The organism is Mycolicibacterium neoaurum (genome assembly GCF_036946495.1).
Classification (GTDB): domain Bacteria; phylum Actinomycetota; class Actinomycetes; order Mycobacteriales; family Mycobacteriaceae; genus Mycobacterium; species Mycobacterium neoaurum_B.
This window is the reverse complement of the sequence record NZ_JAQIIX010000001.1, coordinates 624,864-643,791: the sequence shown is the minus strand read 5'-3', so window position 1 is coordinate 643,791 and position 18,928 is coordinate 624,864. Positions and strand designations below refer to the sequence as shown.

At 67.0% G+C, this 18,928-nt stretch carries 17 protein-coding genes and 1 pseudogene; 13 read left to right on the top strand and 5 right to left on the bottom strand.

Features of this window, described 5'->3' with window-relative positions; translation table 11 throughout:
- Positions 1 to 35 precede the first annotated feature (35 nt).
- The gene (gene malQ, locus PGN27_RS02940) at positions 36 to 2,144 is read right to left on the bottom strand and encodes a 4-alpha-glucanotransferase (protein ID WP_335324745.1); all 2,109 of its coding nucleotides are present in this window, start codon (positions 2,142 to 2,144) and stop codon (positions 36 to 38) included.
- An 81-nt stretch (positions 2,145 to 2,225) separates the two neighbouring features.
- On the opposite strand from malQ, the gene PGN27_RS02935 reads away from it, so the two are divergent.
- Positions 2,226 to 3,428: an MFS transporter gene (locus PGN27_RS02935; RefSeq protein ID WP_335324744.1), complete on the top strand. Its 1,203-nt coding sequence runs from the start codon at positions 2,226 to 2,228 to the stop codon at positions 3,426 to 3,428.
- Here PGN27_RS02935 and PGN27_RS02930 read toward each other — a convergent pair.
- Together PGN27_RS02930 and PGN27_RS02925 are read right to left on the bottom strand one after the other, a co-directional pair.
- Positions 3,397 to 3,720, bottom strand: coding sequence for a DMT family transporter (locus PGN27_RS02930; protein WP_335325208.1), 324 nt, complete (start codon positions 3,718 to 3,720; stop codon positions 3,397 to 3,399). The genes PGN27_RS02935 and PGN27_RS02930 overlap by 32 nt on opposite strands.
- A complete protein-coding gene (locus tag PGN27_RS02925; protein ID WP_335324743.1) occupies positions 3,720 to 4,061 on the bottom strand; it encodes a DMT family transporter in 342 nt (113 codons plus the stop codon). Before PGN27_RS02925 ends, PGN27_RS02930 begins: the two co-directional genes overlap by 1 nt.
- 133 nt (positions 4,062 to 4,194) lie before the next feature.
- On the opposite strand from PGN27_RS02925, the gene PGN27_RS02920 reads away from it, so the two are divergent.
- The 5 genes and pseudogenes from PGN27_RS02920 to PGN27_RS02900 all read left to right on the top strand — a co-directional run bounded on the left by PGN27_RS02920 (position 4,195) and on the right by PGN27_RS02900 (position 9,372).
- A complete protein-coding gene (locus tag PGN27_RS02920) occupies positions 4,195 to 5,748 on the top strand; it encodes a carboxylesterase/lipase family protein (RefSeq protein WP_335325207.1) in 1,554 nt (517 codons plus the stop codon).
- A 71-nt stretch (positions 5,749 to 5,819) separates the two neighbouring features.
- Positions 5,820 to 6,710 carry a sterol desaturase family protein gene (locus tag PGN27_RS02915; RefSeq protein WP_335324742.1) on the top strand — a complete coding sequence of 297 codons (891 nt, stop codon included), beginning with the start codon at positions 5,820 to 5,822 and terminating at the stop codon, positions 6,708 to 6,710.
- Positions 6,711 to 6,749: 39 nt separating this feature from the next.
- Complete coding sequence (locus PGN27_RS02910) at positions 6,750 to 8,156, top strand: NAD(P)/FAD-dependent oxidoreductase (protein ID WP_335324741.1); 1,407 nt, start codon at positions 6,750 to 6,752, stop codon at positions 8,154 to 8,156.
- A gap of 133 nt (positions 8,157 to 8,289) precedes the next feature.
- Positions 8,290 to 8,460: pseudogene (locus PGN27_RS02905) on the top strand (LysM peptidoglycan-binding domain-containing protein); the annotation flags it as partial.
- A gap of 153 nt (positions 8,461 to 8,613) precedes the next feature.
- A complete protein-coding gene (locus tag PGN27_RS02900) occupies positions 8,614 to 9,372 on the top strand; it encodes an Rv1815 family serine proteinase (RefSeq protein WP_418888518.1) in 759 nt (252 codons plus the stop codon).
- On the opposite strand, the gene PGN27_RS02895 is transcribed toward PGN27_RS02900, so the two are convergent.
- On the bottom strand, positions 9,285 to 9,725 hold the full coding sequence (locus PGN27_RS02895) for a PNPOx family protein (protein WP_335324740.1): 441 nt from the start codon (positions 9,723 to 9,725) through the stop codon (positions 9,285 to 9,287). The two genes, PGN27_RS02900 and PGN27_RS02895, sit on opposite strands and share 88 nt — an antisense overlap.
- A gap of 100 nt (positions 9,726 to 9,825) precedes the next feature.
- On the opposite strand from PGN27_RS02895, the gene PGN27_RS02890 reads away from it, so the two are divergent.
- Genes PGN27_RS02890 through PGN27_RS02880 form a run of 3 tightly spaced genes read left to right on the top strand, consistent with a single transcriptional unit; the run spans position 9,826 to position 12,556 of the window.
- On the top strand, positions 9,826 to 10,515 hold the full coding sequence (locus PGN27_RS02890; RefSeq protein WP_335324739.1) for a TetR/AcrR family transcriptional regulator: 690 nt from the start codon (positions 9,826 to 9,828) through the stop codon (positions 10,513 to 10,515).
- 45 nt (positions 10,516 to 10,560) lie between these two features.
- Entirely contained in the window at positions 10,561 to 11,055 is a 495-nt protein-coding gene (locus PGN27_RS02885) for a VOC family protein (RefSeq protein WP_335324738.1), read from the top strand.
- Between the two features lie 19 nt (positions 11,056 to 11,074).
- Positions 11,075 to 12,556 (top strand): FAD-binding protein, encoded by a 1,482-nt coding sequence (locus PGN27_RS02880; protein ID WP_335324737.1) that lies wholly within the window; start codon positions 11,075 to 11,077, stop codon positions 12,554 to 12,556.
- A 19-nt stretch (positions 12,557 to 12,575) separates the two neighbouring features.
- Here PGN27_RS02880 and PGN27_RS02875 read toward each other — a convergent pair whose 3' ends face one another.
- Positions 12,576 to 14,507, bottom strand: a complete 1,932-nt coding sequence (locus PGN27_RS02875) for an ABC transporter ATP-binding protein/permease (RefSeq protein ID WP_335324736.1) — start codon at positions 14,505 to 14,507, stop codon at positions 12,576 to 12,578.
- Positions 14,508 to 14,662: 155 nt separating this feature from the next.
- Here PGN27_RS02875 and secA2 point away from each other — a divergent pair, with 155 nt between their 5' ends.
- The 4 genes from secA2 to PGN27_RS02855 are packed head-to-tail and all read left to right on the top strand — an operon-like array spanning position 14,663 to position 18,925.
- A complete protein-coding gene (secA2, locus tag PGN27_RS02870; RefSeq protein ID WP_335325205.1) occupies positions 14,663 to 16,996 on the top strand; it encodes an accessory Sec system translocase SecA2 in 2,334 nt (777 codons plus the stop codon).
- Between the two features lie 10 nt (positions 16,997 to 17,006).
- Positions 17,007 to 17,666, top strand: coding sequence for a CDP-alcohol phosphatidyltransferase family protein (locus PGN27_RS02865; protein WP_335324735.1), 660 nt, complete (start codon positions 17,007 to 17,009; stop codon positions 17,664 to 17,666).
- Positions 17,659 to 18,567 carry a DUF881 domain-containing protein gene (locus PGN27_RS02860; RefSeq protein WP_335324734.1) on the top strand — a complete coding sequence of 303 codons (909 nt, stop codon included), beginning with the start codon at positions 17,659 to 17,661 and terminating at the stop codon, positions 18,565 to 18,567. The genes PGN27_RS02865 and PGN27_RS02860 overlap by 8 nt, the downstream gene beginning before the upstream one ends.
- Before the next feature lie 25 nt (positions 18,568 to 18,592).
- Positions 18,593 to 18,925 carry a small basic family protein gene (locus tag PGN27_RS02855; protein WP_030136766.1) on the top strand — a complete coding sequence of 111 codons (333 nt, stop codon included), beginning with the start codon at positions 18,593 to 18,595 and terminating at the stop codon, positions 18,923 to 18,925.
- The last annotated feature ends 3 nt before the right edge of the window (positions 18,926 to 18,928 follow it).

Below are 18,928 nucleotides of genomic sequence, written 5' to 3'. Positions count from 1 at the left end.
AACATATCGCAGAACCACACCTGTAGAAACTCCAGTCACGTGTCCATCGCCGGCACCTGGGCTTTCATTACTTCGGCAAGCGCATCGGCGCGGCGATCGGTGAATACGTCCTCCAGGGACATCCGCGCACCGTCGGGCCCGGACAGTGGGACCCGCCAGTTCGGGTACTCGTCGGTGGTACCGGGCTGGTTCTGCGCGCGGAGGTCACCGACGGCGTCCGGCAAGGCCAAGGCCAGCAGTTTCGACGGTGTGCGTCCGAGGAAGGCGTGCAGGCCGCGGACGATCTCATCGATATCGGGCTGTTCTCCGACCAGGCCGAGGCGGCGCAGTTCGTCGAGCCAGGCCTGCTGATCCACCCGATCGTCGGCGATCTCCTCCTCGACCGGCCGGGTCAGCAGCCCCAAGGACTCGCGCAGGCGGATGTGCTCACCTGCCAGGTAACCGGCCGTGGGCGGCAGATCATGGGTGGTCACCGCGGACAAGCAGGCCTCACGCCAGTGTTCGGCGGGCAGCGGTGCGCCCTCGTCGGTGCGTTCGAACCACAGGATCGACGTGCCGAAGAGTCCGCGGTCGCGCAGATAGTCACGTACCCACGGCTCGACAGTGCCGAGATCCTCGCCGACCACGACGGCGCCGCTGCGATATGCCTCCAGTGCGACGATGCCGATCAGCGCATCGTGGTCATAGCGCACGTAGGTGCCCTCGGTCGGCGCCGCGCCCTGCGGGATCCACCACAACCGGAACAGTCCGATGATGTGGTCGATGCGGACGCCGCCGGCGTGGCGTAGCACTGCGTTGACCAATGCTCGGAACGGTGCGTAGCCGGTGCGTCGCAACTGGTCGGGCCGCCATGGCGGTTGCGACCAGTTCTGGCCGAGCTGGTTGTACTCGTCCGGCGGTGCCCCGGCAGTCACCCCACGCGCCAACACATCTTGTAATGCCCAGGCGTCCGCGCCGTCGGGATCGACGCCGACGGCGAGGTCGTGCATGATGCCGAGGTCCATGCCGGACTGGGTGGCTCTAGCCTGAGCGATGGTCAGCTGATCATCGAGTTGCCACTGCAGCCAGCGGTGGAAGTCGACGGCTGCCTCGTTGGCGGCCGCGAACGCGGCAACCTCGGGGTTGTCCGGATGGGTCAGCGCTTGCGGCCAGGTGTGCCAGTCCGGGCCGTGCACCTCGGCCAGCGCGCACCAGGTGGCGAAGTCGTCGAGGCTGCGGCCCTCGCGAGCCCGGAAAGCCGCGTACGCCAGTTCCCGACCCGCGGACCGAGGCACCCGGTACACCTGTTGCAGGGCAGCACGTTTCACCTTCCAAGCCGCGTCGCGGTCGATCCCGTCACGGCGTCGGGCGCGGGCGGCAAGCTCGGCTCGGGCCTTGCGCAGGGGGCCGCGTCTGCGCAACTGTGCGTACTCGTCGATGGCCTCCACTCGCAGATACAGCGGATTGACGAACCGGCGGGAGGTCGGCAGATAGGGCGACGGCTCCATCGGGGCCACCGGCGCGGCCGCGTGCAAGGGATTGACCAGGATGAATCCCGCGCCGTGCCGGGCCGCCGACCAGATGGCAAGGTCGGTCAGGTCCGTCAGATCGCCGGTGCCCCAGGACTGTTCGGAGGTGACGCTGTAGAGCTGGGTGGCCAGGCCCCACTGCCGCGTGCGCGGCGGCGCCAACGCCGATGGTGCGACGATCAGGTTGGTGTCCGTCTCGATCGTGTCGGTCCTGGCGTGTAGGCGGTGATACCCGGGCGGTAGATCGGCAGGCAGTTCGAAGGTGGCCTCACCGATCATCCGGCCATCCAGATCGTATGGCGCACGATTGTTTTCGAGCTGGCGCAGCTCGGCGCGCAGGGAACCGTCCTCCAGCTCGACCCACACATCGACCGGCCGGCCATGGGTCACGTGCACCCAGAACGGCGCGGCGGTGCCCGAGCGGGCCACCACAGTCGGCGCCAAGGTGTCACCCCAGTACTCGCGGTCGTGCGACCGCGCGGCGCGCTCCCGTTCGGCCGGGGTAGCGGCGGGGACTCCGAGCGCGGCGAGCACGGACACCAGCGTGTGCTCGGGCACCGGAACGCTGCGGCCACGCCAGTCGACGAACTCCGTTGCCACCGCGTACCGCCGTGCGAGATCGGCCAATTCGGTCATGCTCGCAATCTTGCCGGATCTGCCGCGCCGCCGCCGGACCGGTGGACAACGTTGCGCGCGGCGTCAGTATCGTCGGCGGGCATGCCGCCAGGAGCCAGTACCGACCCCGACCGGCGAGCACGGATCGCCGTGGGCGCACTGTTCCTGACCAATGGCGCGGTGTTCGCCAACCTGCTGCCGCGATACCCGGAGATCAAGAGTGATCTGGGGCTGTCCAATGCCGGGTACGGAGCGGTGGTGGCGGCGTTCGCCGCAGGTGCGCTGGTGGCCGGACTGGCCGCCGGCGCGATCATCCGGCGGTTCGGATCGGCACGTGTCGCGGTGGGTTCGTCGGTGCTGTTGGCGGTGTTGATCGCGACCGCGGGTTCGGCGGGCACGCCCGCGCTCCTGGCCGCGGCACTGTTCTGCGCCGGGGCCTGCGATGCCGTCACAGATGTCGCGCAGAACGTGCATGGCCTGCGCGTTCAACACACCTACGGGCGCTCGATCATCAATTCGCTGCACGCGGTCTGGGCTGCGGGCGGCATCCTCGGTGGGTCCATGGGTGCCGTCGCCATCGCCCTGGGTGTCGGGCGAGGGTTGCACCTGGCCATCGCGGCGGCGTTGTTCGCGGCGGTGGCGCTGGCGGCCTATCCGTTCCTGTTGCCGGGGCCCGATCGCGCCGAGGACCACCATGACGGGCCCACCGGGGCGGGACGGCCGACGCGGCTTCCGGCGTATGTGTTGCTGGCGGTTCTGGTGGTCGTGGCCATCGCCGGGGCCATCATCGAAGATGTCGGCAGCACCTGGGCCACGCTCTATCTGCGCGACGGGCTCGGCGCACCGGGGCCGGTCGCGGTGTTCGGCTATGTCGCGTTGATCGGGTGCATGTTCGTCGGGCGGCTGTCAGGTGATCGCTTGGTGGACAGGTTCGGCGAGCGCGCAGTCACCAGGACCGGCGGACTGGTGATGGCGACCGGTATGGGTCTGGCCCTTGCGTTTCCGTCGGTACCCGGCACGATCGCCGGTTTTGCGGCGGTCGGCCTCGGGGTTGCCACACTTGTGCCTGCGGCGATGCACGGCGCCGACCGACTACCCGGGTTGCGGCCGGGGACGGGGCTGACGGTGGTGGCGTGGCTGATGCGCCTGGGGTTCGTCGCCTCGCCGCCGGTGATCGGGCTGATCGCCGATGCCGCCGGGTTGCGGGTGGGACTGCTGCTGGTACCCGCGGTGGGAATGCTGGTCGCGCTGCTGACCTGTGTGCCGGGCGTGCTCAGTGCACCACGCCGGCCATCTCGATCGTGAGCACCCCGGCGATGATCAGGGCGATACCCGCGATCATCCGCCAGGTCAACGGGTCGCGGAACAGCACCCGTGCGGCGACGGCCACCAGCGCGACACCGCATGCGGTCCAGATGCCATAGGCCACACCGACCGGCATCCCCAGCGACAGCGACACCCACAACAGATAGAAGGACAGCAGATAGCCCGCCGCCACCGGGACTATCCACCGGCGGCGGCGGAAACCATCGGATGCCCGCAATGACAGCGTGGCGAGCACCTCGGTGCCGATCGCGGCGGCCAGCGCCAGCCACATCACGGTGTCGCCTGTGACGGCGCGTCGTGGGAGCCGAATTCGACCAGCAGGACACCGGCGATGATGAGCACGATTCCCGCCAGCAGCGGCCAGGTGAACGCCTCACCGAAGATCAGCGTGGCGGCGCTGGCGGTGACGGCGGTGCCGGTTGCGCCCCAGATTCCGTAGGCCACCCCGACGGGCATCCCGGTCCGGAGCACCGCGGCCATCAAGATGAACGACGAAAGGTAGCCGGCGACCACGAGGATCAGCCAACCGGAATGGTCCTGTGAGGCGCGCAGTGACAGCGTCCCGGCGACCTCTGTCGTGATCGCTCCGCCCAGCAGGGCCCACTTACGCATTGCGCCAACCTAACCGTGTGCGCGGCCCGCGACCGAAACGGGTGGTGCCGACGTGCCAGTGGGCAACGACCCACGTAGCGGGTGGATATGGACCCCGTCACGTATCGGCGTACCCGAGATCGGCGGTGCCACTATGGAGGATGTGACCGATACCAGATTCTCGATCGATGACACCGCGGTCGTGGAGACCACCAGCGGTCCCGTGCGCGGCGCCGGCGATGGCGTCGTCACCCACTGGTTGGGGGTTCGCTATGCCGCCGCGCCGGTTGGCCCGCTGCGCTGGCGTGCGCCACAACCGCCGCAACGGTGGACCGAGCCGGCCGATGCGACCCGCATGGGGCCGGTGTGCCCACAGCCCACCGACCCGCGTATCCCGCTGGATCTGGGCGCGCCGCAGGGAGCGGACTGCCTGACGGTGAACATCTGGGCTCCGGCCCGCGGCGGTGGTCCACGACCGGTGTTGGTGTGGGTGCACGGCGGTGCCTACATCCTCGGTTCGGGCGCCCAGCCGCTCTACAACGGGCGCGAACTGGCGGCCGGCGGGGACGTCGTGGTGGTGACGGTGAACTACCGTCTCGGCCCGTTCGGATTTCTGGACCTGTCGTGGCTGGGCGAGGGTTTCGAGACCAATATCGGCCTTCGCGATGTGCTGTTCGCCTTGCGGTGGGTACGCGACAACATCGCCAACTTCGGCGGTGACCCGGACCGGGTCACGCTGTTCGGTGAGTCGGCGGGCGGTGGCGTGGTGACCACGCTGCTGGCCAGCCCCGCTGCCGAGGGTTTGTTCCATCGCGCCATCGCGCAGAGCTCGCCGGTCACCTCGGTCTACGACCAGAGACGCGCGCAGCGGATCGGGGAGCAGTTCCTCGCCGAACTCGGTATGACGGCACAGCAGTCAGACCAGCTGAGCGAGCTGCCGGTGACCGCCATCATCGCCGCGGCAAAGGAGCTGTTCAACGATGTGCCGCGGCTGGCGCCGGGCACCCTGGGGTTCGCGCCCATCGTCGATGGCGACATCGTGCCGGACTACCCGGTGAACGTCGCCAGATCGGGACGATCGCTGCCGGTTCCATTGATCATCGGCACCAACGAGCACGAGGCGGCGCTGTTCCGGTGGATGCGTTCGCCGCTGCTACCGATCAGCGGGCAGGCCATCAGCGAGATGTTCACCGCGATCGCGTCAGAGCAACCCGACCTGCAGATCCCCACCCCGGCCCAAATCGCGGCGGTGTACCGCGGGCGCGGTAAGAAACCCGGTCTCGGCGTCGCGCGTGATATCGGTTTCCGGATGCCCTCGATCTGGTTCGCCGAGGGACACAGCGTGGTCGCGCCGGTGCACATGTATCGGTTCGACTGGTCAACTCCCATGCTTCGCGTTCTCGGCCTGGGCGGTGCGCATGCCACCGAACTGCCGTACGTGTGGGGCAATCTGGTGGCAGGTCGCCGCGACCCGACATTCAAACTCGGTGGTCTTGCCGCGGGTACCGAGGTTTCGCGACGAATGCGCCAGCGATGGTGCAATTTCGCGCGCGGCGGCGCACCGGATGCCGATGACGCGCCGCGGTGGCGCCCATACGACGAGCGGGACCGCGTCAACCTGCTGATCGGGCGCGATGACCGGCTGGCGTTCGATCCGGACCATATCCAGCGCAGTACCTGGGGATCCGAGGTGCTGAGCTTCCGTTGACCCGGCACTGCTGCGGTTAGGCTCCTCGGACGGACGTCGTCACGGGTTTGCTCTTTGCACTGCCCGCGCCGATGCGCGACCCCGTGCTGTTCGCCATCCCGTTTTTCCTGCTGCTGCTGGTCGTGGAGTGGACCGCGGCGCGCCGCCTGGAACATCTCGAGTCCGAGCCCAGCGCCGGCCAGCGCAGCCCGGCGGGCGCTTACCAGCGCCGCGATGCCTGGACGAGCCTGTCGATGGGGTTGGTCTCGGTGGTGACCACCGCGGCGTGGAAGGCCGTCGCGCTACTGGGCTACGCGGCGATCTACGCCTATCTGGCGCCGTGGCAGCTGCCGGCGGACCGGTGGTACACCTGGGCGATCGCGCTGCTCGGTGTGGACCTGTTGTTCTACGCCTATCATCGGGCGGCTCATCGGGTACGACTGATCTGGGCCACCCACCAGGCCCACCACTCCAGCCAGTACTACAACTTCGCCACCGCGCTGCGCCAGAAGTGGAACAACAGCGGCGAGATCCTGATGTGGATTCCGCTGCCGTTGCTCGGCGTTCCGCCGTGGATCGTGTTCGCGAGCTTTTCGGTGAACCTTGTCTACCAGTTCTGGGTGCACACCGAGCGGGTCGACAAACTTTGGCGGCCAATTGAATTCGTCTTCAACACACCGTCGCATCATCGCGTGCACCACGGTATGGATGCCGAGTATCTCGACAAGAACTATGGCGGGATCCTGATCCTGTGGGACAGGATGTTCGGCAGCTACCAGGATGAGCTGTTCCGACCGCACTACGGATTGACCACCCAGGTCGACACGTTCAACATCTGGACACTGCAGACCCATGAATACGTCAAGATCGCCCGGGCGGTGCGCGGGGCCCGGCGATTGCGGGATAAGTTCGGATACGTCTTCGGTCCGCCCGGGTGGACCCCGACCCGCAGCAGCGAGCCGGTCGGGACGGTGGCGCCCTGAACCATCCGCAGCGGCCGCTGGCCACGTAGTGTCGCCCGGGTGAGGACAGTCTTCGACGCCCCTGTCGACCCCGCGCTGGTGGAACGGTCGCTGGCGGCAAGCGTGTTCGCCCCGATGTGGCTGGATATCGCCCGTCCGCAGCATCCACCGTTGGTCGGGTCGCAGCGCTGCGATCTGTTGGTTGTGGGCGGCGGTTACACCGGGCTGTGGGCGGCACTGCACGCCGCCGAACGGTATCCGGATCGCCGCATCGTCCTGATCGAGTCGGACCGGATCGGGTGGGCGGCCTCGGGTCGCAACGGTGGTTTCGTCGACGCCAGCCTCACCCATGGCGCCGAGAACGGACGGTCAAGGTGGGCAGCCGAATTCGACACCCTCACCGAGCTCGGCATGGCGAACCTCGACGGGATGGAAGCCGATATCGAACGGCTCGGGCTGGACGTCGACTGGGAGCGGACCGGGATGCTGTCGGTGGCCACCGAGCCGCATCAGGTGGAATGGCTCACCGAATCCGCCGCCGCCGGCGAGGGACGGTTCCTCGACCAGCAGCAGGTGCGCGCTGAGGTCCACTCGCCGACCTATCGGGCCGGTCTGTTCGAGCCGGACAGTTGCGCGCTGGTGCACCCGGCCAAACTCGCCGTGGAGCTGGCCAGGGCCTGTCAGCAGGCCGGCGTGCAGATGCACGAGCACACGCGGGCGATATCACTGGAGTCCGCCGACGGTGCCGTGCGCGTGGACACCGGCTCCGCGACGCTGACGGCGGGAGAGGTGGTGCTGGCCACCAACGTGTTTCCCAGTCTGCTGCGCCGCAACCGTTGGTACACCGTCCCGGTCTATGACTACGTGCTGTCCACCGAGCCGCTGACCGCAGCGCAACTGGAGCGCATCGGCTGGACCGGTCGTCAGGGCGTCGGCGATTGCGCCAACCAGTTCCACTATTACCGACTCAGCGCGGACAACCGGATCGTCTGGGGCGGTTACGACGCCGTGTATCACTTCGGTCGCCGGGTCGATCCCACCTATGAGGACCGGCCGCAGACCTACCGCAGGCTGGCCGAGCACTTCTTCATCACCTTTCCCCAACTCGATGACGTGCGCTTCAGTCATCGCTGGGCGGGTGCGATCGATACCAACACCCGGTTCTGCGCGCACTGGGGTACCGCGCACCGGGGGAAGGTTGCCTACGTCAACGGGTTCACCGGGCTGGGGGTGGGCGCGACGCGTTTCGCCGCTGACGTCTGCCTGGATCTGTTGGACGGCACGCCGACGGTGCGCACCCGATTGGAGATGGTCCGCAAGAAACCGCTGCCGTTCCCGCCGGAACCGTTCGCGTCGGTGGGGATCCAGGCGACGCGGTGGTCACTCGATCGCGCCGACCATTCCGCGGGTCGGCGCAATGTGCTGTTACGCACGCTGGACAAGCTGGGTCTGGGCTTCGATTCCTGACCGACGCGCAGCGTCGAGTCCCAGTGTGCAAATTCCTCCCGTGACCGCCCCGACGGTCTCTAGGCTGTGACCACGAGGGGAGAACGACATGGGGATTCGACTTCAGCGCGCCAAGAGGAGCGCCCAGTGCGCGCCGGTACCGGCAGTGCGCCCACGGACTTATGCCGTGGTGTCCGGTGACACGCTCTGGGGCATCGCGGAGCGGTTCTATGGGGACGGCAGCGAGCAGCAGCGCATCGCGGACGCGAGCGGGCTGACCGATGTCGACCTCGTCCATCCCGGCCAGATCCTGACCCTTCCGTAGGGCCGCTGAACGTTACGCCATGTTACTGGTGTGACTGCTGTGACACGCGGGCCGTTACACGATTTGTGATGTAACGAGATCTGACCGTTATCCGATTCACCCGTCAGCACCCCGGTAATTTCGTCCCGGAGGGGTGGAGGATCGGAGGGCTGGATGCGTGCACGGCTGTTCCTGACGATGATCGCCGCGGCCGTCGCGGTCGGTGTGTCCCCGGCCGGCACTGCCGCCGCCGAACCCGCTGCCGCCCCTGAACCTGCCGTCACCGTGCATCCCGGGATGGAGATTCGGCAGGGCACCACCATGTGCACTCTCGGATTCGTCGATCCCGCCGCCCGGGTGGCCTTCACCGCCGGTCATTGCCGCGGCGCGGGACCGGTGACCGACCGGTTCGGCAACGCTCTCGGCGAGATGGCCCTTTTCGACGACAACACCCCCGATGGCGCGACGGTGACGGGTGATCATCAGCTGGCCGACTGGGGTGCGATCACCCTCAACCCCGACGTGGCGGTCAACACCGTGCTGCCCGGCGGTCGGTCGCTGGTTCTCGACCAGGGCCTGGCCGTCCAGCAGCCGGGTCAGCCCGTATGCCACTTCGGCATCGTCACCGGCGAGAGTTGTGGCACGGTCGGCGTGGTCAACAACGGCTGGTTCACCATGAAAGACGGTGTGGTCAGCCAGAAGGGCGACTCCGGAGGTCCGGTCTACGTCCTGACGTCCGACGGTCGGGCCGCCATCGTGGGGTTGTTCAACAGCACCTGGGGTGGTGCACCCACGGCGGTGTCCTGGCAGGCCACGGTGCCGCGGATCCGCGAGGCGGTTGCCACTCAGCCGGCGAGCTCGAACACCGGGATCGAGGCCGCGATCTCGCTGACCTCGGATTCGCTCGACGACGGTGTCAACCCGCCCGCGTGACCTTTGACTTCCCAGTACCAGCGGTCCAGATAACGCCGGAGTAGTTCGGGCTTGTCGGCGTCCCCGACCTCCACCACCCGTCGGCGCCTGCGCTTCCAGCGCGGGCCGGTGTCCACCACGCCGGCGGCTCTGGCATTGCGGACCCACTGCGTGTTCCCGCGAGTGGCGATCACATAGTCGCGCCCGTCGACGGTCAGCACGTTAACCACCACCGAGCGCCATTGCCCGGTGCTGCGGCCGCGGACCCGTAGTGCACGGCTACCTGCGATTTCTATCCCCAGTTCGGCCAGGTGTCGGATCAGCGTGTTGGCGGCCCTGGCGAGCCGGCCGGGCTCGTCGTATCGCATGGTCATCAGTTTCTCCCTTGTTCTGTGAGCACTGCTCTCTTTTTACGATGGCAGCACGGCCGCGAAAAATCAAGAGCACTGTTCTCGTTTGTGGCACACTGGCCCCGTGGGTAAGCGGCAGGAGGCGCGTGACCGTATCGAGGCGCAGATCGTGCAGGTCGGCCGACGGCATCTGGTGACCGATGGTGCGGCCGGATTGTCGCTACGTGCCATCGCCCGCGAGTTGGGCATGGTGTCCTCGGCGGTGTATCGGTACGTGGCCAGCCGGGACGATCTGCTGACACTGCTGCTCGTCGATGCCTACGACGATCTCGCCGACGCGGTGGACGCTGCCGCGCGAACGGGGGGCTGGGATCGTCGGCTCGTCGCGCTGGGGCGGGCGGCGCGCGCTTGGGCGCTCGACCAGCCCGCGCGGTGGGCACTGCTCTACGGCAGCCCGGTGCCGGGTTATCACGCGCCACCGGAGTTGACGGTGGGGCCGGGCACTCGGGTGGTCGCCACCTTCTTGTCGATCGTGGCCGATGGGGTGCGCAGCGGGGCCGTGGGTAACCCGGACGACTCCATGGGTGAACCGTTGTCGTCGGATTTCGACGCGATCCGGGCGGAGTTCGGATTTCCCGGCGGTGACCGGCTGATGCTTGCCTGCCTGTCGGCTTGGGCGACCGTGATCGGCGCCATCAGTCTGGAGGTCTTCGGGCAGTACGGCGCCGATACGCTCAGTGATCCCGGCGCGGTCTTCGACGCTCAGTTGACAATGCTCGTTCAAGCGATGAGCAGGGACTTCCCGACAAATTAGAACCTGTTCTAGCCTTCGTCGAAGGCTGGCGATATCCTCACTGCGATGCGCGATCAGACACCTGTCCAGGTTGCCTGGGTGACCGACGACCTGGCTGCCAGCGAGCGGATGCTCAGTGCGCTGTTGGGTGCCCGGACATGGGTGCGCATGCCCGCCGTGCACTTCGGTCCCGACACCTGCACGCATCGTGGTGAACCCGCAGACTTCGTCGCCGACATCTCGCTCAGTTACGCCGGTGACATGCAGCTCGAACTCATCGCGCCGGTACGCGGCGACAGCATCTATACCGAATTCCTGTCCTCCCATGGCGCGGGACTGCACCACATCTGTATTGCCGTGCCGGATGAGGACGCGTTCGAGGCTGCGCTGGGCGATGCCGCGGCAGCCGGTGCGCCCGTGGTGACCAGGGGTGTGATGCCCGGCGGTATGCACTTCGGCTACGTCAGCGGCACCGATGCCGGCGTGCCGTTCGTCGAGATCGCCTACATTCCGCGCGATATCCAGACCTTTTTCGACCACGTCAAACAACAACAGCAGTGATGCGCCCGAGGAGACAACGATGACCCTGCAGCAGATCCCGGCGACCATCGGCGTGGCCGACGTCAACTCCTGGTCCGATGACGTCGATGTCGTCGTCGTGGGTTTCGGTATCGCCGGTGGCTGTGCGGCGGTCACCGCGGCCGAGAGCGGCGCCCGGGTGCTGGTGCTCGAGAAGGCGGCCGCGGCCGGCGGCACCACGTCGATGGCCGGTGGGCACTTCTACCTCGGTGGCGGAACGGCCGTTCAGCAGGCCACCGGGCATGAGGACAGCGCCGAGGAGATGTACAAGTACCTGGTCGCCGTCACCGAGGACCCCGAGCTTGACAAGATCCGCGCCTACTGCGACCACAGCGTCGAACACTTCGATTGGCTTGAGTCCCTTGGCTTTCAGTTCGAGCGCAGCTATTACCCCGGCAAGGTCGTCGTCCCCCCGGGCACCGAGGGCCTTTCCTACACCGGCAACGAGAAGGTGTGGCCGTTCATCGAGCAGGCCAAGCCCGCGCCCCGGGGGCATTCGGTGCCGGTTCCCGGCGAACTCGGCGGTGCCGACATGGTGATCCAGTTGTTGCTCAAACGGGCGGCGGAGCTGGGCGTGCAATTCCGCTACGAAACCGGTGCGACCAACCTCGTGGTCGCCGACGGTGCGGTGCAGGGCGTGGCCTGGAAGCAGTTCACCGAAACCGGCGCGGTGAAGGCGAAATCGGTGATCATCGCCGCCGGGGGGTTTGCGATGAATGCCGAGATGGTGGCGCAGTACACGCCGGAGCTGGGGCAGGAGCGCAAGACCAAGCACCATGGTCTGGTCGCGCCCTACATTCTGGGTAACCCCAACGATGACGGGCTCGGCATCAAGCTCGGGGTGTCCGCGGGTGGTGTCGCCAAGAATCTGGATCAGGCGTTCATCACCGCCGCCGCCTACCCGCCGGAGATCCTGCTCACCGGTGTCATCGTCAACAAGGATGGTCAGCGGTTCGTCGCCGAGGACTCCTACCATTCGCGCACATCGGCTTTCGTCCTCGAACAACCGGACCATGCCGCCTACCTGATCGTCGACGAGGCGCATATGCAGATGCCCGAGATGCCGCTGATCAAGTTCATCGACGGGTACGAGACGATCGCCGAAGTCGAGCAGGCACTGGGCATTCCGGCAGGAAATCTGGCAGCCACCCTGGAGCGGTACAACATGAATGCGGCCGCCGGTGTCGATCCCGATTTCCACAAGCAGCCGGATTATCTCGCCCCGCAGGACACCGGGCCGTATGCAGCCTTCGACCTGACCCTCGGTGTCGCCATGTACTCCGGGTTCACCATGGGCGGGCTGACGGTATCGCTGGACGGCGAGGTGCTCGATGAAACAGGCGCGGTCATACCGGGTCTGTATGCCGCCGGCGCGTGCGCGTCCAATATCGCGCGCGACGGTAAGGGTTATGCCAGTGGTGTCCAGCTCGGCGAGGGTTCGTTCTTCGGCCGCCGGGCGGGCAGGCACGCCGCCGCGCGCTGATCCGCGCGCGGGGGTCGGCTCAGTTCGGCTTGGGCGAGTTGGGCTTACCGGTCTCGGGGTCGACATCGCCGAGCACCCACTTGCCCCCGCCGAACAGATGCAGGTGCTGCTCGTGGTGCTGGCCCACCGTGCTGCGGTGGGTGACGCTGACCAGGATGGTGTCGGGCAGTTCGCGGCGCACCAGGTCGTACATGGTGAACTCCAGGCCCTCGTCGAGGGCAGAGGTCGCCTCGTCGAGGAACACCACCCTCGGCTTGGTCAGCAGGACCCGTGCGAAAGCGACACGCTGTTGCTCGCCAGGGGAGAGGACCTTGACCCAATCGGCCACTTCGCCAAGGCGTCTGGCGCATTGCGGTAACGACACCTTGTCCAGTGCGGCGATGAGCTCCTCGTCGGTGAACGCGTCGGGGCCCTTCGGATAGGACACCACCGCACGCAGATCACCGAGGGGTACATAGGGCATCTGGGACAGGAACATCGTCTCGTTGGCGCCCTCGGGGCACCGCAGGGTTCCGGTGGCGAATGGCCACAGTTGCGCCAGGCTGCGCAACAGGGTGGTCTTGCCCGCACCGGACTGGCCCGTGACGATAAGGGTGTCACCAGGCTGCATCTGCAGGTTCAGTTCCTCGACCAGGATCTCGCCCGTGGGCGTGCTCACCGCGACATCGCGGATCTCGACCGGGCAGCTACCGCACGGTTCGACGGTGAGCTCGTTGAGTGCCCGGCCCTCCTCGTTGGCCACCACCAGCCCGTGCAAGCGGATGATCGAGGCGCGCCAGCCGGCAAACGCGTCATAGGAGTTGCGGAAGAACGACAGCGAGCTCTGGATGTTGCCGAACGCCGATGAGGTCTGCGAGACGTCGCCGAGTTTGATCTCACCGGCAAAGAGCCGGGGCGCCTGGATGATCCACGGCAACGGGTTGATCAACTGGCTGACCGTCAGGTTCCAGCCGTTGAAGGCGATCGACCGGTTCACATAGCGCTTGTAGTTCGACACGACGGGTTCGAAGCGTCGGCGCAACTGCACCCGTTCGGCAAGCTCACCGCGGTAGAACGCCACCGCTTCTGCCGCGTCGCGCAACCGCACCAGCGCGTAGCGGAAGACGGCGTTGAATCGCTCGTTGTCGAACGTCAGCCGGATGATCGGGCGGCCGATCCAGAACGCGATGATGGTCGCGATGGACACGTAGACGATGGCGATCCAGAACATCGCGCGCGGGATGTTGACACCGAACACGGTCAGATTCCCGGACAGGTTCCACAGAATCGCGGTGAACGAAATGACCGAGGCGATCGAACTGATGGCACCGAACAACAGGGTGGAGCCGCTGGTGTTGTTCGGAGTGTTGGGCAGCGGACCGACGTTGGTGGTGAAGATGTCGATATCGGCCTGGATGCGCTGGTCGGGGTTGTCGATGGTGTCGTCGATGAAGCGGCTGCGGTAGTAAGCCTTGCCGTCGAGCCAATCGTCGGTCAGCCTGCCGGTCAGCCACACCCGCCAGGCCAGCATGAACCGCTGCATCATGAATATGTCGAGCAGGACCCGGCAGACGTGGATGGTGGCCAGCACCGCGAAGATCAGGATGGAGAACCAGAACCCGTCGATACCGGACTGGCGGACCGCGTCGTCACCGGCGGCCACACCCTGCACCGCGGTCTGGGCGGCGGTCATCAGGTCGTTGCCGTAATAGCTGAGCAGCACGTCCAAGCGCACGCCGGAGATGATCGAGAGCAGGATGGCACCCAGCCACAACCACACCTTCACCGATCCCCGGCCGGTGAAGTAGGCGCCGGTGATGCGCCAGAACTGCCGCCCCCAGACCGTGAACTTCGCCAGCAGGATCAGCACGATCACGGTGCTGACCGCCGCTATCGTCCAGGCCTTAGCGATCCAGATCAGGGAGGTGCCCAGCTCACTGCCCCAGTCCAGCGTCGGGGTGAACATGTCCATGCGGGCAAGGTACAGGCTGTGGCTGCTGGCAGCGCGGCTGATGGCATCAGTCCGATCGGTCGGCGCGGTCGGTGTGTCCACCGGCTGTGGTACCGCTGAGTTCAACCGCCTCCGCGTACCGTATGACTGTGGCTGTGAGTTCCAAGACCTCGAAGGTGTCCAAGTCCGGCGGCGCGAAGACCGGACGGTTGAGCAACCGGTTCTGGAAGCTGCTGGGTGCCAGCACCGACAAGGACCAGGCGCGCTCGATGACGCAGGTGCATGCCGCGGCCAAGTTCGAGGAGAAGGCGGCCGGTCTCGACGATGATCAACTGCGCAAGGCAGCAGGCCTGCTCAACCTCGATGACCTGGCCGATTCGTCGGACATACCGCAGTTCCTTGCCCTGGTCAGGGAGGCCGCCGAGCGTTCGATCGCGCTGCGGCCGTTCGACGTTCAGTTGCTCGGCGCGTTGCGCATGCTGGCCGGTGATGTTGTCGAGATGGCCACCGGTGAGGGCAAGACGCTGGCCGGTGCCATCGCCGCAGCCGGATACGCGATCGGTGGCCGAAGCGTGCACGTCATCTCGGTCAACGACTACCTGGCTCGCCGCGACGCCGAATGGATGGGTCCGCTGCACCGTGCGCTCGGACTGACCGTCGGCTGGATCACCGCCGATTCGACGCCCGAACAGCGTCGGGAGGCCTACGGCTGCAACATCACCTACGGCTCGGTCAACGAGATCGGCTTCGACGTGCTGCGCGATCAGTTGGTGATCTCCGTCGACGATCTGGTCTCACCGAGCCCGGACATCGCGCTGATCGACGAGGCCGACTCGGTGCTGGTCGACGAGGCGCTGGTGCCGCTGGTGCTGGCGGGCACGTCCCACCGGGAGACCCCGCGGGTCGAGATCATCCGGCTGGTCGGCGAACTGCGTGAGGGCGTCGAGTACGAGACCGATGCCGACAAGCGCAACGTGCAGCTCACCGACAAGGGCGCGCGGCGTCTGGAAGCCGCGCTCGGCGGTATCGACCTGTATTCCGAGGAGCACGTCGGCTCGACACTGACCGAGATCAACGTGGCCCTGCACGCACACGTGCTGCTGGAACGCGATGTGCACTACATCGTGCGCGACAACGCGGTCCACCTGATCAACGCCTCCCGTGGACGCATCGCCTCGTTGCAGCGCTGGCCGGACGGGCTGCAGGCCGCGGTCGAGGCCAAGGAGGGCATCGAGATCACCGAGACCGGCGAGGTGCTCGACACCATCACGGTGCAGGCCCTGATCAACCGGTACCCGCGGGTCTGCGGTATGACCGGCACCGCATTGGCCGCCGGTGAGCAGCTGCGCCAGTTCTACAAGCTCGGCGTGTCGCCGATCCCGCCGAACAAGCCCAATATGCGCGAGGACGAAGCCGACCGCGTGTACATCACCATCGCCGCCAAGAATGACGCCATCGTCGAGCACATCGCCGAGGTGCACGCCACCTCGCAGCCGATCCTGGTGGGCACCCGCGATGTCGCCGAATCCGAGGAACTGCACGAGCGGCTGGTCAATGCCGGCATCCCGGCCGTGGTGCTCAACGCCAAGAACGATGCCGAGGAGGCCGCCGTCATCGCCGAGGCCGGCGCACGGGGCCGGGTGACGGTGTCGACCCAGATGGCCGGGCGCGGTACCGACATCCGGCTGGGCGGCTCGGATGAAGCCGATCATGATCAGGTCGCCGAACTCGGTGGTCTGCACGTCATCGGCACCGGACGGCACTACACCGAACGCCTGGACAACCAGCTGCGCGGTCGCGCAGGCCGACAAGGCGACCCCGGTTCCTCGGTGTTCTTCTCCAGCTGGGAGGACGACGTGGTGGTGTCCTTCGTCGAGCCCAATAAGCTGCCGCTGGCCACCGACGGTGACGGCCGGATCATCAGTGACCGGGCGGCCGCCCTGCTGGATCACGCGCAGCGCGTGGCCGAGGGTAAGACACTCGACCTGCATGCCAATACCTGGCGCTACAACCAACTGACCGCGCAGCAGCGCGCGATCCTCGTCGAGCGCCGCGACACCCTGCTTCGGACCGCGGCCGCGCGTGAAGAACTCGAAGAACGCTCCCCGCAACGCTACGAGGAACTTGCCGAGACGATCCCGCAGGAGCGGCTCGAGGAGATCTGTCGTCTGATCATGCTGTATCACCTGGACCGCGGGTGGGCCGACCACCTGGCGTACCTGGCCGATATCCGGGAGAGCATCAGCCTGCGGGCCCTGGGAAACCAGAATCCCCTCGACGAGTTCCACCGGATGGCGGTGGACGCCTTCGCCTCACTGGCCGCCGACGCGATCGAGGCTGCCCAGCAGACCTTCGACACGGCGACCATCGTCGACGACGACGAAGGGGTTGCGGGGCTGGACCTGACCAGACTGGCGCGGCCCACCTCGACGTGGACGTACATGATCCACGACGACCCACTGGCCGACAACGTCATGTCGGCGCTGAGTCTGCCCGGCGTGTTCCGCTAGGTTTCTGGCCATGAGCCGGGCGAGCGGAGCGACGGGGGACCGCCCACAGGATTCGGTGCCGAGAGACGCCGGTGACCGGGTGCTGACGATCCCCAACGCGCTCTCGGCCATCCGACTGGTCCTGGTGCCGGTCTTTCTGTACCTGTTGTTGATCGCCGGGCAGACCGGGTGGTCGGTGGCGATCCTGATGTTCAGCGGGTTCTCCGACTGGGCAGACGGCAAGATCGCCCGGCTGGTCGACAATCAGTCGTCGCGGCTGGGCGAGCTGCTGGACCCCCTGGTCGACCGCATCTACATGATCATCGTCCCGTTGGCGTTGGCGGCGGCCGGCGTGGTGCCGTGGTGGTTCGTGATCGTGCTGCTGGGTCGGGATCTGTTGCTGGCCACGACCCTTCCGCTGCTGCGCTCGCGCGGCCTGACCGCCTTGCCGGTCACCTACCTCGGTAAAGGCGCCACCTTCGCGCTGATGTCGGGACTGCCATTGGTGCTGCTCGGTCAGTTCGACGCACTGTGGAGTCGGGTGATCCTGGCCTGCGGGTGGGCATTTTTGATCTGGGGTCTGGCGCTCTATCTCTGGTCGGCCGTGTTGTACCTGGTGCAGGTGTCCATGGTGGCGCGATCCATGCCGCGCGTGGCTGCGACATCGCGGGGGCGCGGCACCGTTGGCTGATCGATCGAATTCGCTGGGCGGGTACAACCCGCGTGCGGGGCTGAGCGCGCACCAGGCCGGCGCACCCCGACGAATCCCGGTCCCCTCCCTGCTGCGCTCGTTGCTGACCGAACATCTCGATCCCGGTTACGCGGCGGCGGCCGCCGCCCGCACCGACCAACCACCACGGCGCGGGCGGCAATGGGGCTGGACCCTGCTGGCCGGGCTGATCATCGCAGGAGTCTTCGCCGCTGCCGCATCGCAGGCGCAGGCGCTGGCTCCGGCAAACCGTCAGACTCAGCAGGTGCTCTCCGAGAGTGCCCGTGCTGCCGAAACCCGCACGGCGGCAATCGAAGCCACCCGTGACGAGCTGGCCGCCGAGGTGGAGTCCGAGCGCCGCGGCAGATTGGCGGGCGACGAACAGGGCCGGGCGCTGCTCGCCCAACTCGACGCTGCCGAATTCGCCGCCGCCGCAACCCCGGCGATCGGACCCGGTGTCACGGTCACCGTCACCGATCCCGGCGTGTCCCGCGATCTGACCGATGTGAGCAAGCAACGCGTCGCAGGCAGCCAGCAGGTGATCCTGGATCGCGACCTGCAGCTGGTGGTCAACTCCTTGTGGGTGGGCGGCGCCGAAGCGGTGTCGGTCGGCGGGGTCCGGGTGGGCCCCGGGGTCACCATCCGGCAGGCCGGTGGCCGCATCCTGGTCGACAACCGCCCGATCACCAGCCCGTACGAGGTGACCGCGCTGGGTCCACCACACGCCATCCAGGACGTGTTCAACCGCAGTTCCGGCATGCAGCGGCTGATGCTGCTGCAGCGGTCCTATGGTGTCGGGGTTACGGTCAGTACCGGCGAGGCGCTGAACGTGCCGGGGGGTTCGGTCCGCGAGATCCGCTTCGCCAAGGAGATGAAGCCGTGACGGCAGCTGCTGAGATGATCGAGCGATGATCGGAATCGCCGCACTGGCCGTCGGCATCGTGTTGGGGCTCGTCTTCCACCCCGGTGTGCCCGAGGCGATCCAGCCGTATCTGCCCATCGCGGTGGTCGCGGCGCTCGATGCCGTGTTCGGTGGTCTGCGTGCCTACCTGGAGCACATCTTCGATTCCAAGGTGTTCGTCGTCTCCTTCGTCTTCAACGTGCTCGTGGCCGCCCTGATCGTCTACGTGGGCGATCAGCTCGGCGTCGGTACGCAGCTGTCCACCGCGATCATCGTGGTGCTCGGAATCCGGATCTTCGGTAATGCCGCGGCCCTGCGCAGGCGATTGTTCGGGGCCTGAGGC

Coding starts and splice junctions, on each gene's coding strand:
- malQ (WP_335324745.1), bottom strand. CDS start 2,144: ATGACCGAATTGGCCGATCTCGCACGGCGGTACGCGGTGGCAACGGAG.
- PGN27_RS02935 (WP_335324744.1), top strand. CDS start 2,226: ATGCCGCCAGGAGCCAGTACCGACCCCGACCGGCGAGCACGGATCGCC.
- PGN27_RS02930 (WP_335325208.1), bottom strand. CDS start 3,720: ATGTGGCTGGCGCTGGCCGCCGCGATCGGCACCGAGGTGCTCGCCACG.
- PGN27_RS02925 (WP_335324743.1), bottom strand. CDS start 4,061: ATGCGTAAGTGGGCCCTGCTGGGCGGAGCGATCACGACAGAGGTCGCC.
- PGN27_RS02920 (WP_335325207.1), top strand. CDS start 4,195: ATGGAGGATGTGACCGATACCAGATTCTCGATCGATGACACCGCGGTC.
- PGN27_RS02915 (WP_335324742.1), top strand. CDS start 5,820: ATGCGCGACCCCGTGCTGTTCGCCATCCCGTTTTTCCTGCTGCTGCTG.
- PGN27_RS02900 (WP_418888518.1), top strand. CDS start 8,614: ATGCGTGCACGGCTGTTCCTGACGATGATCGCCGCGGCCGTCGCGGTC.
- PGN27_RS02895 (WP_335324740.1), bottom strand. CDS start 9,725: ATGACCATGCGATACGACGAGCCCGGCCGGCTCGCCAGGGCCGCCAAC.
- PGN27_RS02885 (WP_335324738.1), top strand. CDS start 10,561: ATGCGCGATCAGACACCTGTCCAGGTTGCCTGGGTGACCGACGACCTG.
- PGN27_RS02880 (WP_335324737.1), top strand. CDS start 11,075: ATGACCCTGCAGCAGATCCCGGCGACCATCGGCGTGGCCGACGTCAAC.
- PGN27_RS02875 (WP_335324736.1), bottom strand. CDS start 14,507: ATGGACATGTTCACCCCGACGCTGGACTGGGGCAGTGAGCTGGGCACC.
- PGN27_RS02865 (WP_335324735.1), top strand. CDS start 17,007: ATGAGCCGGGCGAGCGGAGCGACGGGGGACCGCCCACAGGATTCGGTG.
- PGN27_RS02855 (WP_030136766.1), top strand. CDS start 18,593: ATGATCGGAATCGCCGCACTGGCCGTCGGCATCGTGTTGGGGCTCGTC.